General features: G+C 46.5%; 17 protein-coding genes and 1 pseudogene. 5 read left to right on the forward strand and 13 right to left on the reverse strand.

What is annotated here, in order from left to right; all coding sequences use genetic code 11:
* Nucleotides 1-59: 59 nt before the first annotated feature.
* A complete protein-coding gene (locus I1H34_RS03905; RefSeq protein WP_212664441.1) occupies nucleotides 60-1739 on the reverse strand; it encodes a tetratricopeptide repeat protein in 1680 nt (559 codons plus the stop codon).
* Nucleotides 1740-1989: 250 nt separating this feature from the next.
* Here I1H34_RS03905 and I1H34_RS03910 point away from each other — a divergent pair, with 250 nt between their 5' ends.
* Nucleotides 1990-2928: an NAD-dependent epimerase/dehydratase family protein gene (locus tag I1H34_RS03910; protein ID WP_212664442.1), complete on the forward strand. Its 939-nt coding sequence runs from the start codon at nucleotides 1990-1992 to the stop codon at nucleotides 2926-2928.
* A 75-nt stretch (nucleotides 2929-3003) separates the two neighbouring features.
* On the opposite strand, the gene I1H34_RS03915 is transcribed toward I1H34_RS03910, so the two are convergent.
* Nucleotides 3004-4086: an ATP-dependent 6-phosphofructokinase gene (locus I1H34_RS03915; RefSeq protein ID WP_212664443.1), complete on the reverse strand. Its 1083-nt coding sequence runs from the start codon at nucleotides 4084-4086 to the stop codon at nucleotides 3004-3006.
* A gap of 310 nt (nucleotides 4087-4396) precedes the next feature.
* On the opposite strand from I1H34_RS03915, the gene lexA reads away from it, so the two are divergent.
* On the forward strand, nucleotides 4397-5017 hold the full coding sequence (gene lexA / locus I1H34_RS03920) for a transcriptional repressor LexA (RefSeq protein ID WP_212664444.1): 621 nt from the start codon (nucleotides 4397-4399) through the stop codon (nucleotides 5015-5017).
* A 39-nt stretch (nucleotides 5018-5056) separates the two neighbouring features.
* Here the strand turns inward: lexA and I1H34_RS03925 are convergent, their stop codons facing one another.
* Entirely contained in the window at nucleotides 5057-5203 is a 147-nt protein-coding gene (locus I1H34_RS03925; protein WP_249369771.1) for a hypothetical protein, read from the reverse strand.
* Between the two features lie 521 nt (nucleotides 5204-5724).
* A pseudogene (locus I1H34_RS03930) lies at nucleotides 5725-7116 on the reverse strand (ISKra4 family transposase).
* A gap of 916 nt (nucleotides 7117-8032) precedes the next feature.
* On the opposite strand from I1H34_RS03930, the gene I1H34_RS03940 reads away from it, so the two are divergent.
* Complete coding sequence (locus I1H34_RS03940; protein WP_212664445.1) at nucleotides 8033-9484, forward strand: NB-ARC domain-containing protein; 1452 nt, start codon at nucleotides 8033-8035, stop codon at nucleotides 9482-9484.
* Nucleotides 9485-9851: 367 nt separating this feature from the next.
* Here the strand turns inward: I1H34_RS03940 and I1H34_RS32010 are convergent, their stop codons facing one another.
* The 4 genes from I1H34_RS32010 to I1H34_RS03955 form a co-directional block, all read right to left on the reverse strand.
* The gene (locus tag I1H34_RS32010; protein WP_249369773.1) at nucleotides 9852-10364 is read right to left on the reverse strand and encodes a hypothetical protein; all 513 of its coding nucleotides are present in this window, start codon (nucleotides 10362-10364) and stop codon (nucleotides 9852-9854) included.
* A 44-nt stretch (nucleotides 10365-10408) separates the two neighbouring features.
* Nucleotides 10409-11443 (reverse strand): serine/threonine protein kinase, encoded by a 1035-nt coding sequence (locus I1H34_RS03945; protein ID WP_249369775.1) that lies wholly within the window; start codon nucleotides 11441-11443, stop codon nucleotides 10409-10411.
* Between the two features lie 226 nt (nucleotides 11444-11669).
* Nucleotides 11670-12914 carry a DUF4912 domain-containing protein gene (locus I1H34_RS03950; RefSeq protein WP_212666129.1) on the reverse strand — a complete coding sequence of 415 codons (1245 nt, stop codon included), beginning with the start codon at nucleotides 12912-12914 and terminating at the stop codon, nucleotides 11670-11672.
* Nucleotides 12915-13265: 351 nt separating this feature from the next.
* Nucleotides 13266-13784, reverse strand: coding sequence for a YraN family protein (locus tag I1H34_RS03955; RefSeq protein WP_212664446.1), 519 nt, complete (start codon nucleotides 13782-13784; stop codon nucleotides 13266-13268).
* 102 nt (nucleotides 13785-13886) lie between these two features.
* On the opposite strand from I1H34_RS03955, the gene I1H34_RS03960 reads away from it, so the two are divergent.
* Nucleotides 13887-14414, forward strand: a complete 528-nt coding sequence (locus I1H34_RS03960) for a pentapeptide repeat-containing protein (protein WP_212664447.1) — start codon at nucleotides 13887-13889, stop codon at nucleotides 14412-14414.
* Between the two features lie 63 nt (nucleotides 14415-14477).
* Complete coding sequence (locus I1H34_RS03965) at nucleotides 14478-16115, forward strand: ABC transporter substrate-binding protein (RefSeq protein ID WP_212666130.1); 1638 nt, start codon at nucleotides 14478-14480, stop codon at nucleotides 16113-16115.
* Between the two features lie 41 nt (nucleotides 16116-16156).
* Here the strand turns inward: I1H34_RS03965 and I1H34_RS03970 are convergent, their stop codons facing one another.
* The 5 genes from I1H34_RS03970 to I1H34_RS03990 form a co-directional block, all read right to left on the reverse strand.
* The gene (locus I1H34_RS03970; protein WP_212664448.1) at nucleotides 16157-16459 is read right to left on the reverse strand and encodes a 2Fe-2S iron-sulfur cluster-binding protein; all 303 of its coding nucleotides are present in this window, start codon (nucleotides 16457-16459) and stop codon (nucleotides 16157-16159) included.
* Between the two features lie 56 nt (nucleotides 16460-16515).
* Nucleotides 16516-17295 carry a YwiC-like family protein gene (locus I1H34_RS03975; protein WP_212664449.1) on the reverse strand — a complete coding sequence of 260 codons (780 nt, stop codon included), beginning with the start codon at nucleotides 17293-17295 and terminating at the stop codon, nucleotides 16516-16518.
* A 368-nt stretch (nucleotides 17296-17663) separates the two neighbouring features.
* Nucleotides 17664-17870, reverse strand: coding sequence for a hypothetical protein (locus I1H34_RS03980; RefSeq protein WP_212664450.1), 207 nt, complete (start codon nucleotides 17868-17870; stop codon nucleotides 17664-17666).
* 28 nt (nucleotides 17871-17898) lie between these two features.
* Nucleotides 17899-18345: a hypothetical protein gene (locus I1H34_RS03985; RefSeq protein ID WP_212666131.1), complete on the reverse strand. Its 447-nt coding sequence runs from the start codon at nucleotides 18343-18345 to the stop codon at nucleotides 17899-17901.
* Nucleotides 18346-18372: 27 nt separating this feature from the next.
* Nucleotides 18373-18984, reverse strand: coding sequence for a hypothetical protein (locus I1H34_RS03990; RefSeq protein ID WP_212664451.1), 612 nt, complete (start codon nucleotides 18982-18984; stop codon nucleotides 18373-18375).
* Nucleotides 18985-19401: the final 417 nt, after the last annotated feature.

Below are 19401 nucleotides of genomic sequence, written 5' to 3' on the forward strand. Positions count from 1 at the left end.
AACTGCCTGCTTTGATGGTGAAACAGAAGTAATTTTTCTCAGTCAGGAATCCGAAGTCTTTAAGACTTATTCTTTCTGAGTTCAACTCGCTTTTTGAGTTCTGTAATCAAGGGTTGGACTCGCTCATATTCTTGAGTCGATCCTTGGCCTTGGTAGATTTTAGCGGCTTGCTGATAGTCCAATAAGGCTTCTTCGTATTGTCGGAGTGCTGAATGGACGAGGGCCCGGTTATTATAGGCGGTTGCATTCTCAGGATTATTCTCGATAGCTTGGGAATAATCCTTTAAGGCGGCTTCTCGATCGCCTTGAGAGGCATGGAGGTTGCCTCGGTTGGTATAGGCCGCTGCAAATTTTGGATCGAGTTTTAGCACTTGTGAGTAATCTGCGATCGCAGCTTCGTTTTGTCCTGCTGTGCTGTGGGCAATGCCTCGATTGTAGTAGGCCAAGGTATCTTCAGCATTGAAGGTAATGGCTTGGGTGAAATCTTGGATTGCAGCTTCAGTATCCCCCGCCTTTAAATGAGCAGTGCCTCGATTCTTATAGGCGGCTGCATATTTCGCATCCATTTGAATGGATGCCGTAAAATCTGCAATGGCGTCTTGGGAGTTCCCCTGGTTTAACTGGGCTAGGCCCCGGTTATATAAGGCTGCGGCATATTTGGGATCTAATTCAATGGCTTTAGAATAGTCTGCTAGGGCTGTGGCATTATCCCCAGAATTGGTATAAGCCACGCCGCGATTAAAGTAGGCCAAAGCTGACTTGGGCTGGAATTTAATCACCTGCCCATAATCTTGGATGGCTGCCAGGTGATTGCCATTGGCGGCATGAGCGCGCCCCCGGTTGAGATAGGCTTCCGGATTCTTGGCATCTCGCTGCAATACCTGATTGTAGTCATTGAGAGCAGCTTGGTAATTTTGGGCCGCAGCAAATGCTAAGCCCCGATTTAAATAGATTTTGGTTAACTCAACTTTTTTAGGGTTGAGTTGGATGACCTTGGTATAGTCTGCGATCGCAGACTGATTATTCCCCAAGACCGTATGGGCATACCCTCGATTTACATAGGCTAGGGCATAGTTTTTATTCACCTGAATCGCTTTGTTGTAGTCCTGGATGGCGCCTTTGAAATTGCCTTTGCCATACTTCTCAACCCCTTGGCGTAAATGGACAAGTGCCTGCTGACTGCCTTTGCCTTGTTTGGCAGTTGCCTTGGGCTTAGCTGGCTGAGTTTTTTTGACAGCTTTCGGTGCGGCCTTTGGGGTGGGTTGGGCAACGGGCTTAGCTTTTGTGGGTGGCTTTGCCGTAGGTGCTTTGGGTGCTGTGGGTTGCGATGCCGGTTTGGCGGGGGCAATTTGCTCAGTTGGCTTAGCTTGAGTTGGCTTAGCTTCTGTTGGCTTAGCTTGAGCTGGCTTTACTTCTGTTTTTTCTGCTGAAGTCGAAGGTGTTGGAGATGTTGCGGGTGGTCCAGTCACTTTTCGGGGATCTGGGGTGCGAATTGGCCCAGGAGCCTTCTCAATAAATTCGTTGGGCAATGGCTCTAAAGAAGAGGGCTTGGCCGGAGTCTTTGAAGAGGGCGGCTGAGTTTTTGTGGAGTCTGAAGACGGTGTTGAAGTGGATGGGGCTTGTGCCTGGACTCTATCGAGAGTCACTCCGCTTACTATTGCCAACCCCCAGAGCAGTAAGGTTGAGCCTAAAAGCTGTTTCTTTAGAAGGGTTGGAGTAAAGATAGAATGACGTGCCATTGCTCTAAAAATAAACTAGCCAGCGAATATTCTGGCCCTACTATAGCGATATCTGAGTGAAATTACATGAGGAAGTCTTTTTTTCGTCTCAAATGACGTCCATGAGACTGTAGAGTGTTCAGGGGAATCAATTGAAACAATTCATTAAGCATGGGTTTCAAGGCTAAGGGTGGCTGTTCTTTGGGGCTGGTTAGCACATGCTGATATGGTTCAAAATAGAGCACCACATCACCAAAGGGATTTGCAAGCAATGCGCATATTAATGATGGGCGGAACCCGGTTTATCGGCGTTTATCTCAGCCGGACCTTGGTGGAGCAGGGGCATGAAGTTGTGTTATTCAATCGTGGGAACCACTCGCCTGCAGTGGCAGGCTTAACCCAAATTCAGGGTGATCGCACGGATGCTGACCAACTACAAGCCAAGCTAGCTCATGAGAAATTTGATGCCATTTTTGATAACAATGGTCGGAAATTATCAGATACTCAGCCCTTAGCTGCGCTCTTTAAGGATCAGGTTCAACACTTTATTTATATGAGTTCGGCGGGAGTCTATCTCAAATCGGATCAAATGCCCCATCGGGAAGACGATCCGACCGATCCGAAAAGTCGCCATCTCGGTAAAGCAGAAGCAGAGACCGATTTAGCTGCTCAAGGTTTGCCCTTCACATCGATTCGCCCTACCTATATCTATGGTCCCCAAAACTACAACGATGTAGAAGCTTGGTTTTTTGACCGGATTGTTCGCCAGCGCCCGATTCCGATTCCTGGCAACGGCCAACATATTACCCAGCTAGGGCATGTCCAAGACTTAGCCCTAGCAATGGCTGCGGTCCTAGGCAATACTCAAGCGATTGGCCAGATTTATAACGTCAGTGGTGATCGCTATGTCACTTTTGACGGTATTGCTAAAGCTTGTGCCTTAGCCGTTGGCCAGTCTCCTGATGACTTGAAACTGGTGCATTATGACCCTGCACAGTTTGATTTTGGCAAACGGAAAGCCTTTCCCATGCGTTTACAGAACTTCTTCGCTGATATTCATAAGGTATGTGCAGATCTCGACTGGCACCCTCAATATGATCTGGTGAGTGGTCTACAAGATTCTTTTCAAAACGATTATCTGACTAGCAAGCGGGATCAAGCGGATATTGATTTCTCGTTAGACGATCAAATCTTGGCAGCAGCGACCTGATTATATACAGCTACTTCACACCTAAAAATTGAGGTGTCATATCATCAATTTTTAGGTGTGAAAAGGCGAGTTGCCCTAGTCTCCTAGGTAGATGCCTAGCCCTCTGGCCGTTTTTACGAGTGTCCCAGTGGGATCGACGGCTCGGTAATGTGCGATCGCATCTTCAATCGGAACGCTCATAACCTGACGGTTTTGCCAAGTCACCATGTGATCAAAATGGCCTTCAGCAATCAGATCGACGGCCGCGACCCCAAATGCTGCCCCAATCAAGCGGTCGGAGGGAGATGGCATGCCGCCTCGCTGGACATGACCCAAAACGGTCACCCGTGTTTCGGCCACATGCCGGCTACAAATTTGTTCGGATAGATACTGGCCGATCCCACCCAGACGGCATTCGCCTAGTCCATCCGTATGAGTTAATGGGTCTCCGCCCTCAGTCCGCACAGCCTCAGCCACCACAATCAGAGAATAGTTTTTCCCCTTACTCTGACGTTCTTTGATTTTGGCGCAGACATTCTCAATGGTGTAGGGAATTTCAGGAATCAAGATGATATCAGCGCCTCCAGCAATACCAGCACTGATGGCAATATGTCCTGCATCTCGACCCATCACCTCCAGGATAATGACACGGCTATGGCTGGCTGCAGTAAACTGCAAGCGATCTAAGGCTTCTGTGGCAATATTGACGGCGGTGTCAAACCCCACAGAGCGTTCTGTAACCCCCACATCATTGTCAATGGTTTTGGGGATGCCCACCAAGTTCCAATTACCCTGTTGGGCTAGTTTTCGTAAGATGGCAATGCTGCCGTCTCCCCCAATACCGATCAGAGCGTCCAATCCAAGTTTGCGATATCCCGCAATCATATCTTCAGAGCGATCGATCAACGTGCCATCTGGCATTGGGAAAGCAAAAGGATTTCCCTTATTTGTGGTGCCTAACATGGTCCCTCCTGCTGTGAGCAAAGGACTCATCTGTTGAGGTTGAAGCGTCACTGCTGCGGGTGGATCTTTCAATAAACCATGAGTGGCTTGTTGAATCCCGATCACCTCCCAACCATAATGTTCAACAGCTCGAAGCACCACTGCTCGAATGGTTGGGTTGAGCCCCGCACAATCACCACCACTGGTCAGAATACCGACCCGTTTTGTATCACCCATATTTACTCACTATGACCCAGAGGATTGGTATTAAAGATAGATGTAACCTAAACCATAGAGTGCAGGATCATAGGGAAATCAAGGTTGAATTTATCTTTGTCAGGGAAAGTTCAAGCCCCTCACTCATGATCAGCGAGGAATAAGGTAACGGTTCCTCGTTCCGACCTAAATTTGTCGACTCATCCGACTTGTCTGTATACTCAAGTAGTACAGGTGTTTTATTAATTCTTCTTTATGCTGATGGGCATAAAGAATATAGAACTCTGTATCAGAAAATTTTGACTTGATGTGCGTTAGGGCTGGATCAATCGTGGAACCTTTATCAAAAGCTCAACAAGAATTATTTGATTGGTTGGTTCAATTCATTGATCAACATCAACATGCTCCATCTATTCGGCAGATGATGCAGGCCATGAAGCTCAAATCACCGGCCCCAGTTCAGAGCCGCTTGGATCATTTGCGCAAGAAAGGCTATGTAGATTGGGAAATTGGGCAAGCCCGGACGTTGCGGATTGTTCACCCGGAGCACTTACAGTCCGATATGGATCAGATTCCGATCCTGGGTGCGATCGCAGCAGGTGGACTGATTGAGCCATTTGTTGAAGTGGTGGATTCCTTAGAATTCAGCCCTAAACAATTGCCACCCAAATCCTACGCTCTTAGGGTGAATGGAGACAGCATGATTGATGCGCATATTACGGATGGAGATATCGTGATTATGCGCCCTGTTCAAGAACCGAAGACCATAAAAAATGGAACGATTGTTGCCGCTAGAGTCGAGGGAGAAGGAACAACTCTAAAGCGATTTCATTTAGAGAGGAATGAAGTCACCCTTGAAGCTGCCAACTTCAAATATCAGCCGATCAAAGTATTAGCGACACAGGTAGAAATTCAAGGCTCCTTAATCGGAGTATGGCGAAAATATTTTTGAAGTATTGGACATATAAGTGCGTCTTAAGCCAGAAAAGGATTATGACACCATCCGGAGTTTGGCAATCCACATATCTGATGGATCACTATAATAGTCGATTTCATCAATTCGATACTCTGACTGCTGACCAGTGTCGCAGATGTGAATCACATCTCCTTTACGAACATTGGCCTTACAAGAGGTCATGAAAAAACCAGATTGATCGGGGGCCGCTTCGATGCAAAAATCGCTAGACAAGGCAGAGTGTTCGTAGCGATGAACTCTGCTCTTGTGCGAGCGAACTGGTACATTCCAGCGTGGAGATGAGATGGGCTGATGGAATTGTGTAAACACCATAATGGCAAAGATCCCCCGAAAACCTAAATCGGTTCAATATGACTTACATTATCATACTTGTCAGATAATTTTATGATAAATAGTCTGTCTTACTTGACCTAACACCTCAATGAACATGCTGTGATTGAGAAACGGTTGTAACAATACTGTTAGCGACCTAAATCCATTTGAATCAAGACTCAGCAGTAGTTAGAGAGCGCTATTTAAAACCTGATCCTAGTAGTATTTACTTCATTTTGTCTGTATCAGACCTATATTTTTAGTCAGATTCTGACTAAAAATCATGACTTAATATGACTTTATGGATAATATGACTTTACGGAACGCAGCAACTGTTAAGGTGCAATACCAGCAATTACAACCGGGCGTATTTAGCGGATCGGGGATGCCTTAGTTTTCGGAATGGTCACCTCTGGGAATAAGGAGTCAAACCGTTCATTGACCCAGGCAATTCTCAAGATCAGTAAATGGTTGAAACCATCCTCACTCCAGCGCATGCCAACTCCCTTAAAGCGCTGCTGAATCAACCACTTGCATGCACTTTCAACCATTCCTGACCCGAGAGGAATCTGTTGCTGTTCAAAGTGCCGATAACGGATGTGGTTATGATGGCGTTGGAAATAAGCCTGCACCTGGAGCAACGTTGAAAAAGACTTTCCCGTTAACAGTTGTGAGTGAATCAATATCGTCAAGGACCGTAATACAAGTAGGTGTTGCCCGTGTCGCAATTGGTGTCGCCAGTGCCGGAACCAGGCTTGGGCTTGAGCAGAGCGGGCATCTCCAAACATCGCTTTAGTTGCTCGTGCCAGATGGCCTGCTGAATGAAAAAAGTCGAGGACTGCCACAGCACAATGAGAGAACAAGGTGCGATAGACTCGCCAGAAGCCTCGTCCCCCATCACTGAGCCAGATGACTTTTGGAGCAGATTCAAAGTCTTGTTTGTGAGCTTCGAGTTGAAGTAAAGGGATGAACTGGTCGATATCGCCCAATACTGCCACCAGTCTTCGACGCAGTAATTGGGGGACCTCCTTTTTAGCTCGGGTAACCCGTGTTCCCAGGCGAGCTAAGATGGCGACTTTGACTTCTCGCCACTGGATTTTTCCCTTGGGTGAGTTCGGGGTGGGGCGAAAGGGGACCATCACACCATCGGCGGCAATGGCCAAAGGTAGAGCAGATAACATCTCTGAAATCGCTTCACAAGGGGCCTGAGTCCCTGATGATTGAGCGTTGAGTTGAGCTTCTAATTCCTGCTGAGCTTTGTTACCCACGGATTGCACCCAGTTCCACAAACTGGATGGACTCACGGATAGACCACTCCACTGACCCAGCATCCAACTGGCCAGTTCATAGGGCATGAACAGACTCAACAAGCAGCCCAGACGCACCAGTTCTTCGCTGCTGTGCTGATAGGGGGCAATCCCAATGGCTTGATCCAGGGGAGTCAACAGACTGCCTGGACATCCTTTGGGACAACGGCCCACCCGTCGCTTTCAAGAGATAGTGCCTACCAGTGTCTGCATCTGACGAGATTCCCATCCCTTCGAATGTAAGCGGGTTCCGCAGGTAGTACATACAGGCCATACAAATACTGCTTTCGCGCGCCTTGAGAGTTCATCCTCCAGAAGACAGCGAGCTAGAAACAAGCCCATTTGCAGAACGATATAAACCATCTGACTCAGGCTGGTTGATACTTTGAGTGCTTCAGTTTGTTCTAGAAATTCGTCATGGGCTAGCACGGTTAGCAATTGCGATGGTAGGGTCATGATAGTTTTTTGGTTCGGGTACAGGATCTATTGTCCTTGACCCGTTTTTCTTTGAGCCATGCATCCCCGATCCTTTGCTTACGCCCATTACAACCCCTACTGAGGGTATTGTGGGTTGCCTAACTTGAGTAGGGGAACAATTTCACGGGTAACCTTATCTAAAACTTGTGGGAATACACAGCTAATTGATCGCTTGACTGTTCCGGGGGACTGTGATTAGCATCACAAACTCATGAACTTAGTCGTTGTAGAGTCAAATAACCAAAAGTTTGGCCTTATAAGGCCAAACGATATTGTTTTTGGATAAGTCAAGAGTCGTTTTGCCACTTATCAACTGTTAGTAATCTTCTTCAACAAAGAGTGCTGCCAGCAAATCTAGTGTAGAATTGTTAAAAAAAAGTAAATAAAGTAAAATATTGCATAAATTACTAATGCAATGCAGATTACTTTATAAGTCTGTGCACTTAGTACTTATGTGGTTTTCCGGTTCTTTTCATCATCTATGAATTAATAGAAAAGGATCGATTCTCTATTTATACCTTTGGAAAAATGGGGAAGTTTGTTAGCTTCGTTAGGATTGATGATTCCCAAGTAATGGCTTGTTCTCTCTGAATAAATGTGCTAGAAACCATAGCTGATTTTTCAGGATGCTGCATCTTTAGATCCTAGATTCTAGAGATACGAAGGAATGACTGTTGATTGAGAAAAAATAGCCTGATTAGAGTTGATGAATTAGAAAAAATAAGTAGCATAAATATTTATTATTCGCTGACGTAATTTTGAATGGCTAACTTGGGAAAACTAATAAGGGGGGGATAGACCATCTATGTTCGGTCTCGGTAAAGGTTGGGTTAGCAAGTACCCGGCCAATCATTTTTATCTCCAACAATAGGCTATTCAGAATAGTCAAAATATTATGTATAACGGCGCTCGCAACTTTATCAATGACACAACTCCAACTCCAGCAAAAGTAGCTGATCCCCTTTATCTAGTGCCTTCTCTCCCACAAGGACAACCGGAGTCTAAGCAAGCCTACTTAATTCTGCAGCGCCTTTTTCCAAATGCGGAACTGAGTAATATCCAAACCACTGTTTTTCTGCAGGCTTGGCAGGGAAAAACCTATCAACAAATCGCTCAAAGTACGGGCTATGATGCTGACTACATCAAAGATGTTGGCCATAAATTGTGGCGAAAATTGTCAGAACTTTTGGGAGAGTCTTTATCTAAGCATAATTTTTGCTCAATTCTCAGGCGTCGATACCAGCAGTTGGAAGATGCTGAACTGGCTCAGGTGTCTCATACTGGCGGAGTGAGGACGATGCAATCTCACAAGTCGAAAAGAGAATCAGGACGTTCATTACCCATGTGTGATTGGGGAGAGGCTGCGGCAGTGCCTGTGTTTGTGGGGCGGCAGTTTGTACTCACTCAGCTGAAGCGATGGATTATTGAAGATCACAATCGCCTCATTGGTATCTTCGGGTTGGGTGGTGTAGGTAAAACGGCCCTCGCAGTGAAATGTGTTGAACAGGTTCAAAGTCTTTTTGACTGCGTTATTTGGCGGTCTTTAAGAGATCAACCAGATTTTGACGCTCTGATGATGGATTTACTGCAGTCCATCACTGGCCAAGAAGATCTTGAGTTACCGGATACTGCTCAAGATAAAGTAACGCTTTTGCTTGCGTACTTGAACGAGCACCGTTGCCTTCTGGTGTTAGATGATTGGTTTTCTGTATTGCAGGGGCATGAGTTAGCGGGTAGCTATCAAGAAGGCTGTGAGACCTATGGTTTACTCCTAAGGCGGATTAGTGAAAGTCGACATAATAGCTGTGTCTTAATTACTAGCCGAGAACAACCTTCTGGCTTGGCGTTTACTGATAATGAAGCCTTCCCGAGCCGAACACTTTATCTAGATGGATTAGACCAAGAATCAGGTCAAGAAGCCTTGAAAGCTTTTGGTCTAGAGGCTTCTGATGACTGTTCTGATGTTTTACTAGAGCGTTATACCGGCAATCCTTTAGCGTTGCGCATTGCGGTGAAAACCATCGTTGACTTTTTTGCTGGGAATGTCCCTCAATTCTTGGATAGAGATGAGTTGATTTATGGGGATATCAGACGGCTATTGTTACAGCAATTTGGGCGTCTTTCTAAATTAGAGATGTCCATTATGAAAAGTCTAGCAAGCCTGGATACTCCTGGATCTTTAGCAGATATTGCTCAGGATATTTCCTTAGAGGAAAGTGATTTATTACTAGATGCATTGGAGTCTTTACATCGCCGTTCTTTTATCTGGAAGCAAAACGGTCGTATTAGCGTACCCCAGCTTCTCAAAGAATATATTCAAGCATCCAACAAATTAGGTAGAGCTTAGGAGCATTCCTCGATCGCCGCTTATAGGGTCCTCGGCAATAAGTTAATTGACGAGGACCCTTCTGGTGTCTGGGTATCAGTCTTTACTTTTAGAGTGAGTACAACTAATCTGTATATCTTCCAACGGTTAGGATTGGGATGATTCCCACACTATGTTTGAGGTGGGTCTGGGAATGTTACTCATCTCTAGTAAGGGCATGAGCAATTTTGATAATTGCGTATACAGATTCTCAAGCTTGCTTCGTTTTTGTCTGAATCTTCAACGCCTTTGCATGATTGTTGATGCAAGAATCTGAATTGTCTGAGGTTATCAAGCGTTTTTTCGAAATGCCGCGTGAGACCTATTTGGTGGAAGTCACGACACACTGCTAGAGTTTTGCGAGAATTTTTTGTTTGACGGCTTGATATTTTTGTTTAAGAAGCTGTTTACTATCGATTAATGTGCCGGTGGTAGTGGTTTGCTTTGCTGTCGATAAACAGTCTTTGAGCAATTGGCACTGCCGCTCTGGAATTTTAATGGTGACAACGCTCACGGGTTGCCCCGGATTGGATGCATCAAACAACATGAGTAGGTAATACCCCATTTCACTCAGTAATTTGGTGATATGCTGACCGCCAGTATCTTTTAGATCGACATAGCATGGGAGCCATCGCGGACCTTGTTGGCGATCAAATAAAGTGGTGATCCAAAGAATGGCTGGGTGAGGGGTAAAGGTACATAGGAAATTACTATGACGCTTGCTGAGAGATCGTTGCTCAATTTCTTGTTTGGTCAGCATTACCCATAAGCCTACGGCTTCTTGATCCGAGGATTGAATGGTTTGTGCAAATACAATGTTGGCGATGGGTTTATTCTCAGGCCAGGAGGCTCGCCATGCCAAATCTTCGGTGGACCAAAAGACAACTTGTGTTTGCTCGGCAACGGTTAAGTTGGCACGCTGAGTCTGCTGTTGGGGGGGATTGAGGCTAAGTCGATAGATGAGTTGTTGATCAAAGATGGAGCGACCCCTGGTCCTGGGTGAGAAATGCCCTTTAATGTCTTGATGATGTCTGTGACCGATTGAGGTCTTTGGGTTGGAGACTTAGCTAAACAACTCATCACTAAGTCTTCGAGGGCTCCAGGGATCTTCAGGGTCGGAGCTACATCTCGGAGTCGTTGAGGGGGAAATTGTTGATGCGCCTGGGCCCAACTTTCAATTGTGTTGGCTGTAGCCATAATTGGGAAATAGCCAGTAAGGGTTTCAAACATGGTGATTCCCAAACTGTAAATATCAGAACGAGCATCAACGACTGCACCAGAAAATTGCTCGGGGGAGCCATAGGCAACGGTTCCCACAAAGGCATGAGAGCGCAGATCCTCAGACTGGCTACTTAAAAAGTCCGCAATTCCGAAGTCTAGAAGTTTGGTAAGTTCGCCTAAGCTGGCATCTTTGATCAGAAAAATATTACTAGGTTTGATATCTCGGTGAATGACTTGATGGAGTTCACCTTCGATATTGATGCCTTGATGGGCACACTTCATGCCTGCACAGACCTGGGTCATGATGTGAATGAAGCGATTTAAGGGTAAACGACCTGCTTCAATTAGGTCATCCAGGGTTTGCCCTTGCATAAATTCCATGACATAGAACGGAATATGCTCTTCATGTAAGCCGTAGTCTAGTACTCGTACGATATTCAAGCTTTGATGGCCTAGTAAGGCACCAATCCGTGCTTCTCTCGCAAAACGAGATGCGATCGCATCATTGTTTAGGGTATGGGTTAAAAATTTTACGGCGACGGTCACGTCACCCAGCAGTTGATCTTGGGCTCGATAGACACTGCCCATAGCGCCACTGCCCACCAACTCCATCAGCTTGTAGCGATCGATTAAGAGTTGACCAACCTGAATACTAGATTTTTGGCTTTTTGTCGGCGCGGACGATTGATTGAACTTAAAATATTTGTTGAGCAGCTTCACTGACGGTGTATCCCCGGTTCTGCGAAAAAACCTAGATCGCTTTATTCTTAGTTTGCCCGGAGAACAGGCTGGACCACACAAGTTAAGTAGACGGGGATCACTACCCTATGAACGGGATTTGCCAGGACTAGCCGATATATTCGTCTGTTGGAGATAAAAACGAGGCGAGAAAGATACCTTTCTCGCCTCGCACTAGTAGAAGTTAAGTTTTAAGAAAAGGGATGATTTAGACCAACCACTCCAAAACAGCTTCTTCTTTGGTGTTGGTGCGGCGTTCGGGGGTTTCCCGAGTAAACTTCATGTGAATAGAGCGATTTTGCTCACCATCCGCAGCCACAGCCATGATTGGATAATCAATCAGACCATCTTGGAAAGACATTTGGAATCGGAAAGTCCCGTCAGGATTGAGCTGGATGGGTTGACCCCCAACGGTGACGGTTGCATCTGGCTCGGTGGCACCGTAAACAATCAGCTCAGCATCAGCGACTAACCAGAATTGGCGAGGTCGAATGGGCGGCGCAGAAGCCCCGATTCCGACCCCAGACATGTTCACGCCGGAAGCCGTTGGGATGGCCCAAAGACCGACTCCAGAAGGAAAGACATAGGAACTCAGGGTAGATTCGTGAGCGGGAGCTTGGGGAGCTTGCTGCATGGAGCCATAAAGAGAACCGGCAACTCGCAGGGCCTCGACGCCTTCAGCCATGCCGAAGACCTCTTCATAAATGCTGTTGTCAGATGCAGGAGCCACAGGCTTCTGCTCTGGGGGCACTAGGGTAGCAATCTGCTGGTCCTGTAAGTCCATCTCCCAATCGACGGTAACGAACTGATCTTCTACCCAGTCGGAAGGATAGGTGGGGGGGACATGCACTGGAACAGAGCGAGCCAAGACTAACCAGCGACCATCGGCACAGCGGTAGCCAATTTCAATTACGTAATCGCGATCGCTAACAGGTAGGGGTAAGTACCATTCTTGGGCAAGCTCATCACAAGGATATTCCTGCACACTGTGAGGGACCTGGTAAGCCAAGTCAATATTCGTGGCATCGTAGAGACGCAATGCGAGTTGTTGTCCTCCCTGATTGCGCAAAATCACCTTGTGGTCATGGGGAATATCCCAATAGGTGTAAGCCCATTGGGGATCTCTTGGCATCAGGACAATCCGAGTCTCACCGTACCCTTCGGGTAAGTCGTTAATTTCGGCATCAACCGATGCTAACTCCACAGCATCTTCTTGCCCCACTTCAAATTTTGCAGCTTCTACCCGCTCCTGATCCGTCACAGCTCCGGAAAATTCAGGGCTAGCTTGGTGATTCATGGTTGCAGGAACCGATGCATTTTTCTGAGCTACGCGAATGGATTCGAGCAACTGGTCTTTGCGCATCCGGCTGTAACGTGACACCCCATAACGGCTGGCAACACGACGAAGTTGACGCAAAGTCATCTGGTCTAAAGGCAATTGTTCTGGGGACATATCAGCAGAGACCTCTAAGGGTAACGAACGATTTGAGAGCGCCATACCATAGTTAACCTTGAGTAAATATAACTAGTTGGGGATCGCTTTGTTAACAAATATGTACGAGATCTCAGAGTTCGTCAAGGCTTAAAAGCTAGTAAAAATAGCTTGTTTATGGAAAGTAGGTATTTCTGGGGATCTTATAGTCATGAATTCATGACATTTTAGAGTGTTGAGGGGATCATCTCTTTTATGGAGGGATCAGAGTGGTGTTCAGTCCTCGATGGGATCGGATCAAAACCACTGCTGTTTTGATCCGATCCCACTCCATAACCTACCCATATCGCCCGTAGGGCCGGTACTTAAGCGCTACAGCGTGAATGCAGATTCTATATAGTCGAGCAATATGAATTGATAGCCCCCAACATGGAAAGGCTGTTTGATATCTATGGCAGTCTCTTGTAACTCATCATGAATATCGACTGTGTTGGCGGGCGGCTTGGAGATCCAGTTGCACTGTACTAAAGCCACATCAAATTGACAGAATAGCTCCGCTAATTCGGGATGCTTCCCTAGATAAATTTGGGCTGTTTTCCATAGCTTTTGCTGTTTCGACTGCGTAATCGCTAAAAGACCATCCGCATCCCAATTTTGAGCCTGACGGGTTTTGACTTCTACGAAGGCCAGACGATTGGCATTGATATGAGGGGCAGGGGTGGAAGCGCTAGATCTGGCGATAATATCGATTTCACCCCATCGACAAAGCCAGCGTCTGTCGAGAATGTGCCATTGCTGCTGGGTGAGCCATTGACAGACAAGTTGTTCACCCCACTCTCCCACTTGGAGGTTGAGGGACTGACGATTGGGGCGAGGTGCAGCAGGAGGCATATTTCTTTCAAGCAGCCAAGAGTCCGATAGGATCAATACATACACTATCGGCTTCATCATCCTTGATCGCGTTGTTACTCCCCTGACTTAAAGACAATAATTATGAAAATGAAAGGTTTAAACTTATCCACAGCTTTTCCACAGCTCAGACGCATAGTGTGGACTTGTGTCATGACCGGGTTTTTGGTTGGCTTCAGCCTGACCAGTTGGCTGCCCACGGCTCAGGCAGATGTCTATAACAAAGAGATATTGTTAAACGCCGATTTTTCTAATCGTGATTTAACGGACGCTAGCTTTACCAAGGCTGATCTCCGAGGGAGCGATTTTAGTAATAGTGATTTACGCGGGGTGAGCTTTTTTGCCGCCAATTTAGAGGACGTCAATTTAGAAGGGGCGAATCTTAGCGTCGCTACCTTAGATAGTGCTCGATTTGCGCGGGCTAATCTCACAAATGCCAATCTAGAAGGGGCTTTTGCCTTTAATACTGAATTTCGTCGAGCGATTATCGATGGTGCCGATTTTACCGATGTTGATGTGCGAGATGACACCCTAGAAGTGCTCTGTGCGGCTGCCCAAGGCACCAATCCCGTGACAGGACGGAACACTCGGGATACTTTGTATTGTGAGTAGACCGATTTTGATGAGCATCATGGCGAAAAGCTTCCCTTTCGGTCAACGGCTACTAGGAACTGTATTGTGAATGCGATCGCAACCCGATTCCAGCTCCATAAACTCTCTCGCAAGTGGATTGGACTTTTTTGTCTGGTGGTATTGCTGGTCTTGAGCTGTAGTCCTCGTCCTTCAGACTTATCTACCAATTCAGAAGAGGGGCGAATTACCCTGGGTAGCACAGCCAAAATTCGGACGATTGATCCGGCAGACGCCTATGAACTCTTCCCCGCGACGTTGCTCTATAACATGGGTGAAACCCTTTATACCTATGATTTAGACAACACCACACTCAAGCCACAATTAGCAACTGCCTTGCCCACGGTTAGTGAGGATGGCCTGATATACAAGATTCCCTTGCGACAAGGGGTTGTCTTTCACGATGGCACCCCCTTTAACGCCGAGGCCATGGCCTTTTCCTTGCAGCGGTTTATGGACAATGGCGGCCAACCGTCTTTTTTGCTCGCTGAACCGATTGCTGAGGTCAAAGCGTCTGGAGACTATGAACTGCAAATTACCCTCAGCCAGCCTTTTGCAGCCTTACCGGCTCTGTTAACCTTTTTTGGGGCTTGTGCCGTTTCGCCGCAAGCCTACACCATTGGTCCAGGTGCATTTAAACCCAAGAGCTTTGTGGGAACTGGACCTTATAAACTGGTGGACTACCGCAGCGATAATATTCGGTTGGATGTCTTCGAGCAATATTGGGGTGATAAACCTGCGAACTCAGGCATTAATCTGCAGCTTTTTTCGACACCTGCCAATCTCTTTAACCAGTTTAAAACAGGTGCCATTGACGTTGGCTATCAAGGGTTAGAAACAGACCAAATTCAAAGTCTACAGGCAGAGGCATCCTTGGCTGAGTGGCAAGTGATTGAGGCTAAGGGCAATGCCGTTACCCATATGGTGTTGAACGTCAAGCAGAAGCCTTTAGACCAGGTGACTGTTCGACGGGCTATTGCTCTGCTCGTGGATCGCCCCCTCATTAAGAAGCGGGTTTATCAGGGACAAGCAGAACCTCTATATAGTCTGATTCCTAGTACGTTCGATGCCGCTCGGCCTGTATTCCAAAGTAAATATGGCGATGGAGATGCAGCTCAAGCCCGTCAGCTGTTAACGGCTGCAGGCTATTCTGCTCAAAAGCCCCTAACGCTGGATCTGTGGTATCCATCCAATTATGTGGCACGACGTCTGATTGCGAACTTGATGAAAGCTGTTGTTGAAGAGCGATCTCAAGGGATTCTCAAGCTGAAGTTAGAAGGTGTGGAATCTACCGTTGGCAATAACAGTTTGTCCAAAGGGATTTATCCAGCCTATTTAGTCAACTGGTATCCAGACTTTTTTGACCCGGATACCTATATTCAACCGTTTCTGTCTTGCAGCAAAGGAACAGAGAGCAATGGCTGTGAAGAAGGGGCGAGTCGCTCCCTCGGGTCTTTTTACTACAACGGCAAGATCAATCGATTAATTGAGCAACAGCGTCAAACTCAAGATGATCAAGAGCGCCAGACTTTTTTGACCCAGATTCAGGAAGTCTTAGCGGAAGATATTCCCTACATCCCCCTCATTCAGCGAAAGGAATACGCGTTTAGTGGCAAAGGAATTGAGGGTGTCCAGATTACCAAAACCCAGCAGTTTCCCCTATGGACCATTCGTAAGTCTTAGGGTTGTCCTTTTGGGCAGCGATGGGTTTGACAGGGCGGGCTTTAATACAGGCCTTCTTCTTGATCGGTGGCAATGGTGCAGTCTGATAGAGCATAGGTTACACATAGCAAGGCATAACCTTCGCCAATTTGGTCATCGTCTAAGAAGGATTGGTCAGCTTGATCGATGGTGCCTTTGATGAGTTTGCCTGCACAAGATGAACATGCGCCTGCCCGACAGGAAAAGGGTAGATCGAGACCATTATCTTCAGCAACATCCAGAATATATTCATCGTCTGGAACGTCAATGGTTTCTTCAAGTCCCTTTTCTTCATTAATCAAAGTGACTTTGTAGTAGGTGGTCATCACAAGTCTCCTAAACGAAAAAGCTGTATGTCATGAAAAGCTGAAGCTCAAACTATTCAGGCACTGGGCAATGTGGGGGGTAGAACCGTTAACGCGACCAAACAGACATAGACCATAGTGAAATAGGTTTCAAAACGAGCAATATGCTCAAAGCGACATTGGGTGTACCAGTCTCGTTGCCAGATGACGACTGCAAATTTCAACAGGGCTACGGCAAAAGTTAGGGCGGTGAGTGGTAGTAGCCAATGGCTGTAGAACAATCCCAGGGTGATCAAAATGGCAATGCTCAAGAAGATGAAGCTGGGTTTGAGATTGCTGGTTTTGGTTTTGCGGAGCTTAATCGTAAAAATAGCGCTGGCATAAAATAATGTATTCAATATCCATAAGCCCCAGGCTTGTGGGGTTAAATTGCCCGTTGTTGCCCCATAGGTTAGTAGTGTGGACAGGCATATGGCGGCAAACATGACCAACTCATTGGCAATGGATTTTTGTTGGTGTTTGAGAACTGCGATCGCATCTAGAATCAGAGCAATAGCGCCACACAAGTACAACCACATCAATATTGGACTGTGCCTAGCCAGATAAAAGGCAATTAAGAGACTAGAACCGCCGTACATACTGGCCCAAACCAAATATCTAGGCTTCCAGCTCCGTCGCTGTTTGACTTGGACAATCAATGGATGCTCGGCTTGCAACGCACAACCTGCACAAACACAGGCCCAAGTTGTATCGCTGGTCCAGGATTGGGCTAAGGCAGCACCAGAGAGTAACGATCCGAATAAAACCAGCAAAGCGCCATGTTCTGGGGCAAAAGTGGGGCGATACCAAGAGTGCATGGGAGACAAAAGGCAAAAATAAAGGGACAAGCCAAATGAAATGACCCACATTAGGTCACAAAAAAACAAAGGGAGTCAGGATCTATGACCCCCCTTGTTAGCGCGGCTCAAGTGAATCAGGTTTCATGACCAGTTAGGTTGTCTAATCAAAAAACTAGACACCCTAATTGGTTTTAGAAGAGTTTGGAACCTATCAGATCCAACAACACTTTAGTATTAATTGAGAATATATGTCAATTAATACTTTGCCGATCTCCGTATGGATAGAGATTAGCTCAGCTAATCTGCTTCAGGCATGAGTACAGCAATCTCTCTTCTCCCTGGATGTTTCATAACGTCTGCTGTCTAGGAAAGCAGAATTCTTAGATTTAGTAGGACGACTCGGGCTTTTGAGTTTCATGGGGGGATAAGGCCTGAAAAGGCTCCCCTGCAAATCGTTGACTATGGCTGACGCGAACATATGCGATGGCAAATGTACCGAGAAAAGCCATCCAAAGTCCCACACCCAACATTACATACTTATGCATAGAGCGAGTGGTCAAGCTAGTTGAGGGTGTTTTTGTCTGAGTTTGCATTGTGTTGATAAGACCTCAAAGAATATTGTTAATGGGGCATTAAAGGTAAGTATGGAAAAATCGGGTGCCAATTCATGACAGTGGCAGCCACTAGAAAAAAGATCAGGCTGCCATAGAGGCTGTTGGCACGAATATTCCGCGTTTTCCAAAGCTGATGTAGAATCGCCCAGCTCAAAAGCCAGCTGACCAGCATTAAGGTTTCCTTACCGGAATAGCTGCCAATTTCTCCATAGACCTGATCGCCAGTGCGGCTGCCTGGAATCCATTCCCCTAAGGACCAAACAATGGCATTCCAACCCTTAAACAAGACCGTTAAGTGTTGATTTACCATCAGTAAAAAGCAGCTAAATGCAGCGCTCAGAAGAGCGGCAGCGGCGGGGCCAGAGACCGTGGGAGCCTCGGGTGCTCCGTTAGCAAGGGATTGGGGGAATTGTTTGAGCCAATTCCCCACTCTGAGATAGAGCGGTTGTGACATTGATTTCATAGGTTACGGATGGCTAAACTACAAACTGTGAATTCGGGCTACATTGAGCCCACTAACAAATCCGCCCATGGCAAAGAACATCATGGCCATCATGGCGATACAGGTCGCGGACAGAACCACGCGATGCTGACGCTCCATAATTTGATCGCCGTATTGCCACAACACCCAGGTTGAGGCCACCCCTAACGGCAAAGTAAATAACACCGTAAATTCATGATATTCCATGAATAAGTAGTGAACTAACGGTGTATTCTCCAAAATCCAGCGACGAGCACCTCCTATGGGTGCCCGATATCGCATATAGGCCCAATTGCCTGAAGCAATCGCTAAAAAAGCGATAGACGAGGCCCAAAAAATGACGGTGCGAACTTGCGGCAATATTCGGTGAGACCCTCGCAATAAGGGAAATGCCAGATGCCCTGCATAGGCAATTACAACAGTAGCTAAGAGCGCGGCAACGCCATGAATCGCTCCCATCGACCGCTGCCAAGGGCTAGGACTCAAAACATTGACAACGGGCAAAAATAGAAACAAGCCTGCCGAAAGCAGTCCTAATGCGTAAACGCAGATTGTGGCAATATCTTTTGTTTTCGGAAAGGTTACAGGTTTTACATCAATCGGTTGTTGCATACAGAAATCGCCTTTAAGTTAATGTCTCCCAATAGAGGATTCGCAGCGTAATACGCTGGGTGGACTCCTGTCTCAGAACGCTAACCTCTCTATGAGGCAAGCATTCCAACGAAATCCTGTTGGTCTGTTATGGACAGAGTTGGATTCACCCAAATGCAGTCTTTTTAAAGACTCTAGAAGAATGCACAATTGTGAATGTATTACTCACAAGATACTTTATCAATAAGTGGCATTTATATTGAGAAAGAATTTCAATAATTGTTGCAGTATTAGGAATTAGGTCGTGCGAGGCTGCGACCTAGAGCCAACGGCTTGCCGATAGATGGTCTATTGACAAGCCGTTGGCAAAACTAAAAAAATTAGTACCCAATACAGCCTGAAGACAGTACTCCAAAGCTTTTTAGGCTAGTTGACTGG

Source organism: Acaryochloris marina S15, assembly GCF_018336915.1.
Taxonomy (GTDB): Bacteria; Cyanobacteriota; Cyanobacteriia; order Thermosynechococcales; family Thermosynechococcaceae; genus Acaryochloris; species Acaryochloris marina_A.

What these genes read in the sequence shown, in the direction of transcription:
- I1H34_RS03905 (WP_212664441.1), bottom strand. Translation starts at nt 1,739, where the DNA reads ATGGCACGTCATTCTATCTTTACTCCAACCCTTCTAAAGAAACAGCTT.
- I1H34_RS03910 (WP_212664442.1), top strand. Translation starts at nt 1,990, where the DNA reads ATGCGCATATTAATGATGGGCGGAACCCGGTTTATCGGCGTTTATCTC.
- I1H34_RS03915 (WP_212664443.1), bottom strand. Translation starts at nt 4,086, where the DNA reads ATGGGTGATACAAAACGGGTCGGTATTCTGACCAGTGGTGGTGATTGT.
- I1H34_RS03925 (WP_249369771.1), bottom strand. Translation starts at nt 5,203, where the DNA reads ATGACCTCTTGTAAGGCCAATGTTCGTAAAGGAGATGTGATTCACATC.
- I1H34_RS03940 (WP_212664445.1), top strand. Translation starts at nt 8,033, where the DNA reads ATGTATAACGGCGCTCGCAACTTTATCAATGACACAACTCCAACTCCA.
- I1H34_RS03950 (WP_212666129.1), bottom strand. Translation starts at nt 12,914, where the DNA reads ATGTCCCCAGAACAATTGCCTTTAGACCAGATGACTTTGCGTCAACTT.
- I1H34_RS03955 (WP_212664446.1), bottom strand. Translation starts at nt 13,784, where the DNA reads ATGCCTCCTGCTGCACCTCGCCCCAATCGTCAGTCCCTCAACCTCCAA.
- I1H34_RS03960 (WP_212664447.1), top strand. Translation starts at nt 13,887, where the DNA reads ATGAAAATGAAAGGTTTAAACTTATCCACAGCTTTTCCACAGCTCAGA.
- I1H34_RS03970 (WP_212664448.1), bottom strand. Translation starts at nt 16,459, where the DNA reads ATGACCACCTACTACAAAGTCACTTTGATTAATGAAGAAAAGGGACTT.
- I1H34_RS03975 (WP_212664449.1), bottom strand. Translation starts at nt 17,295, where the DNA reads ATGCACTCTTGGTATCGCCCCACTTTTGCCCCAGAACATGGCGCTTTG.
- I1H34_RS03980 (WP_212664450.1), bottom strand. Translation starts at nt 17,870, where the DNA reads ATGCAAACTCAGACAAAAACACCCTCAACTAGCTTGACCACTCGCTCT.
- I1H34_RS03985 (WP_212666131.1), bottom strand. Translation starts at nt 18,345, where the DNA reads ATGTCACAACCGCTCTATCTCAGAGTGGGGAATTGGCTCAAACAATTC.
- I1H34_RS03990 (WP_212664451.1), bottom strand. Translation starts at nt 18,984, where the DNA reads ATGCAACAACCGATTGATGTAAAACCTGTAACCTTTCCGAAAACAAAA.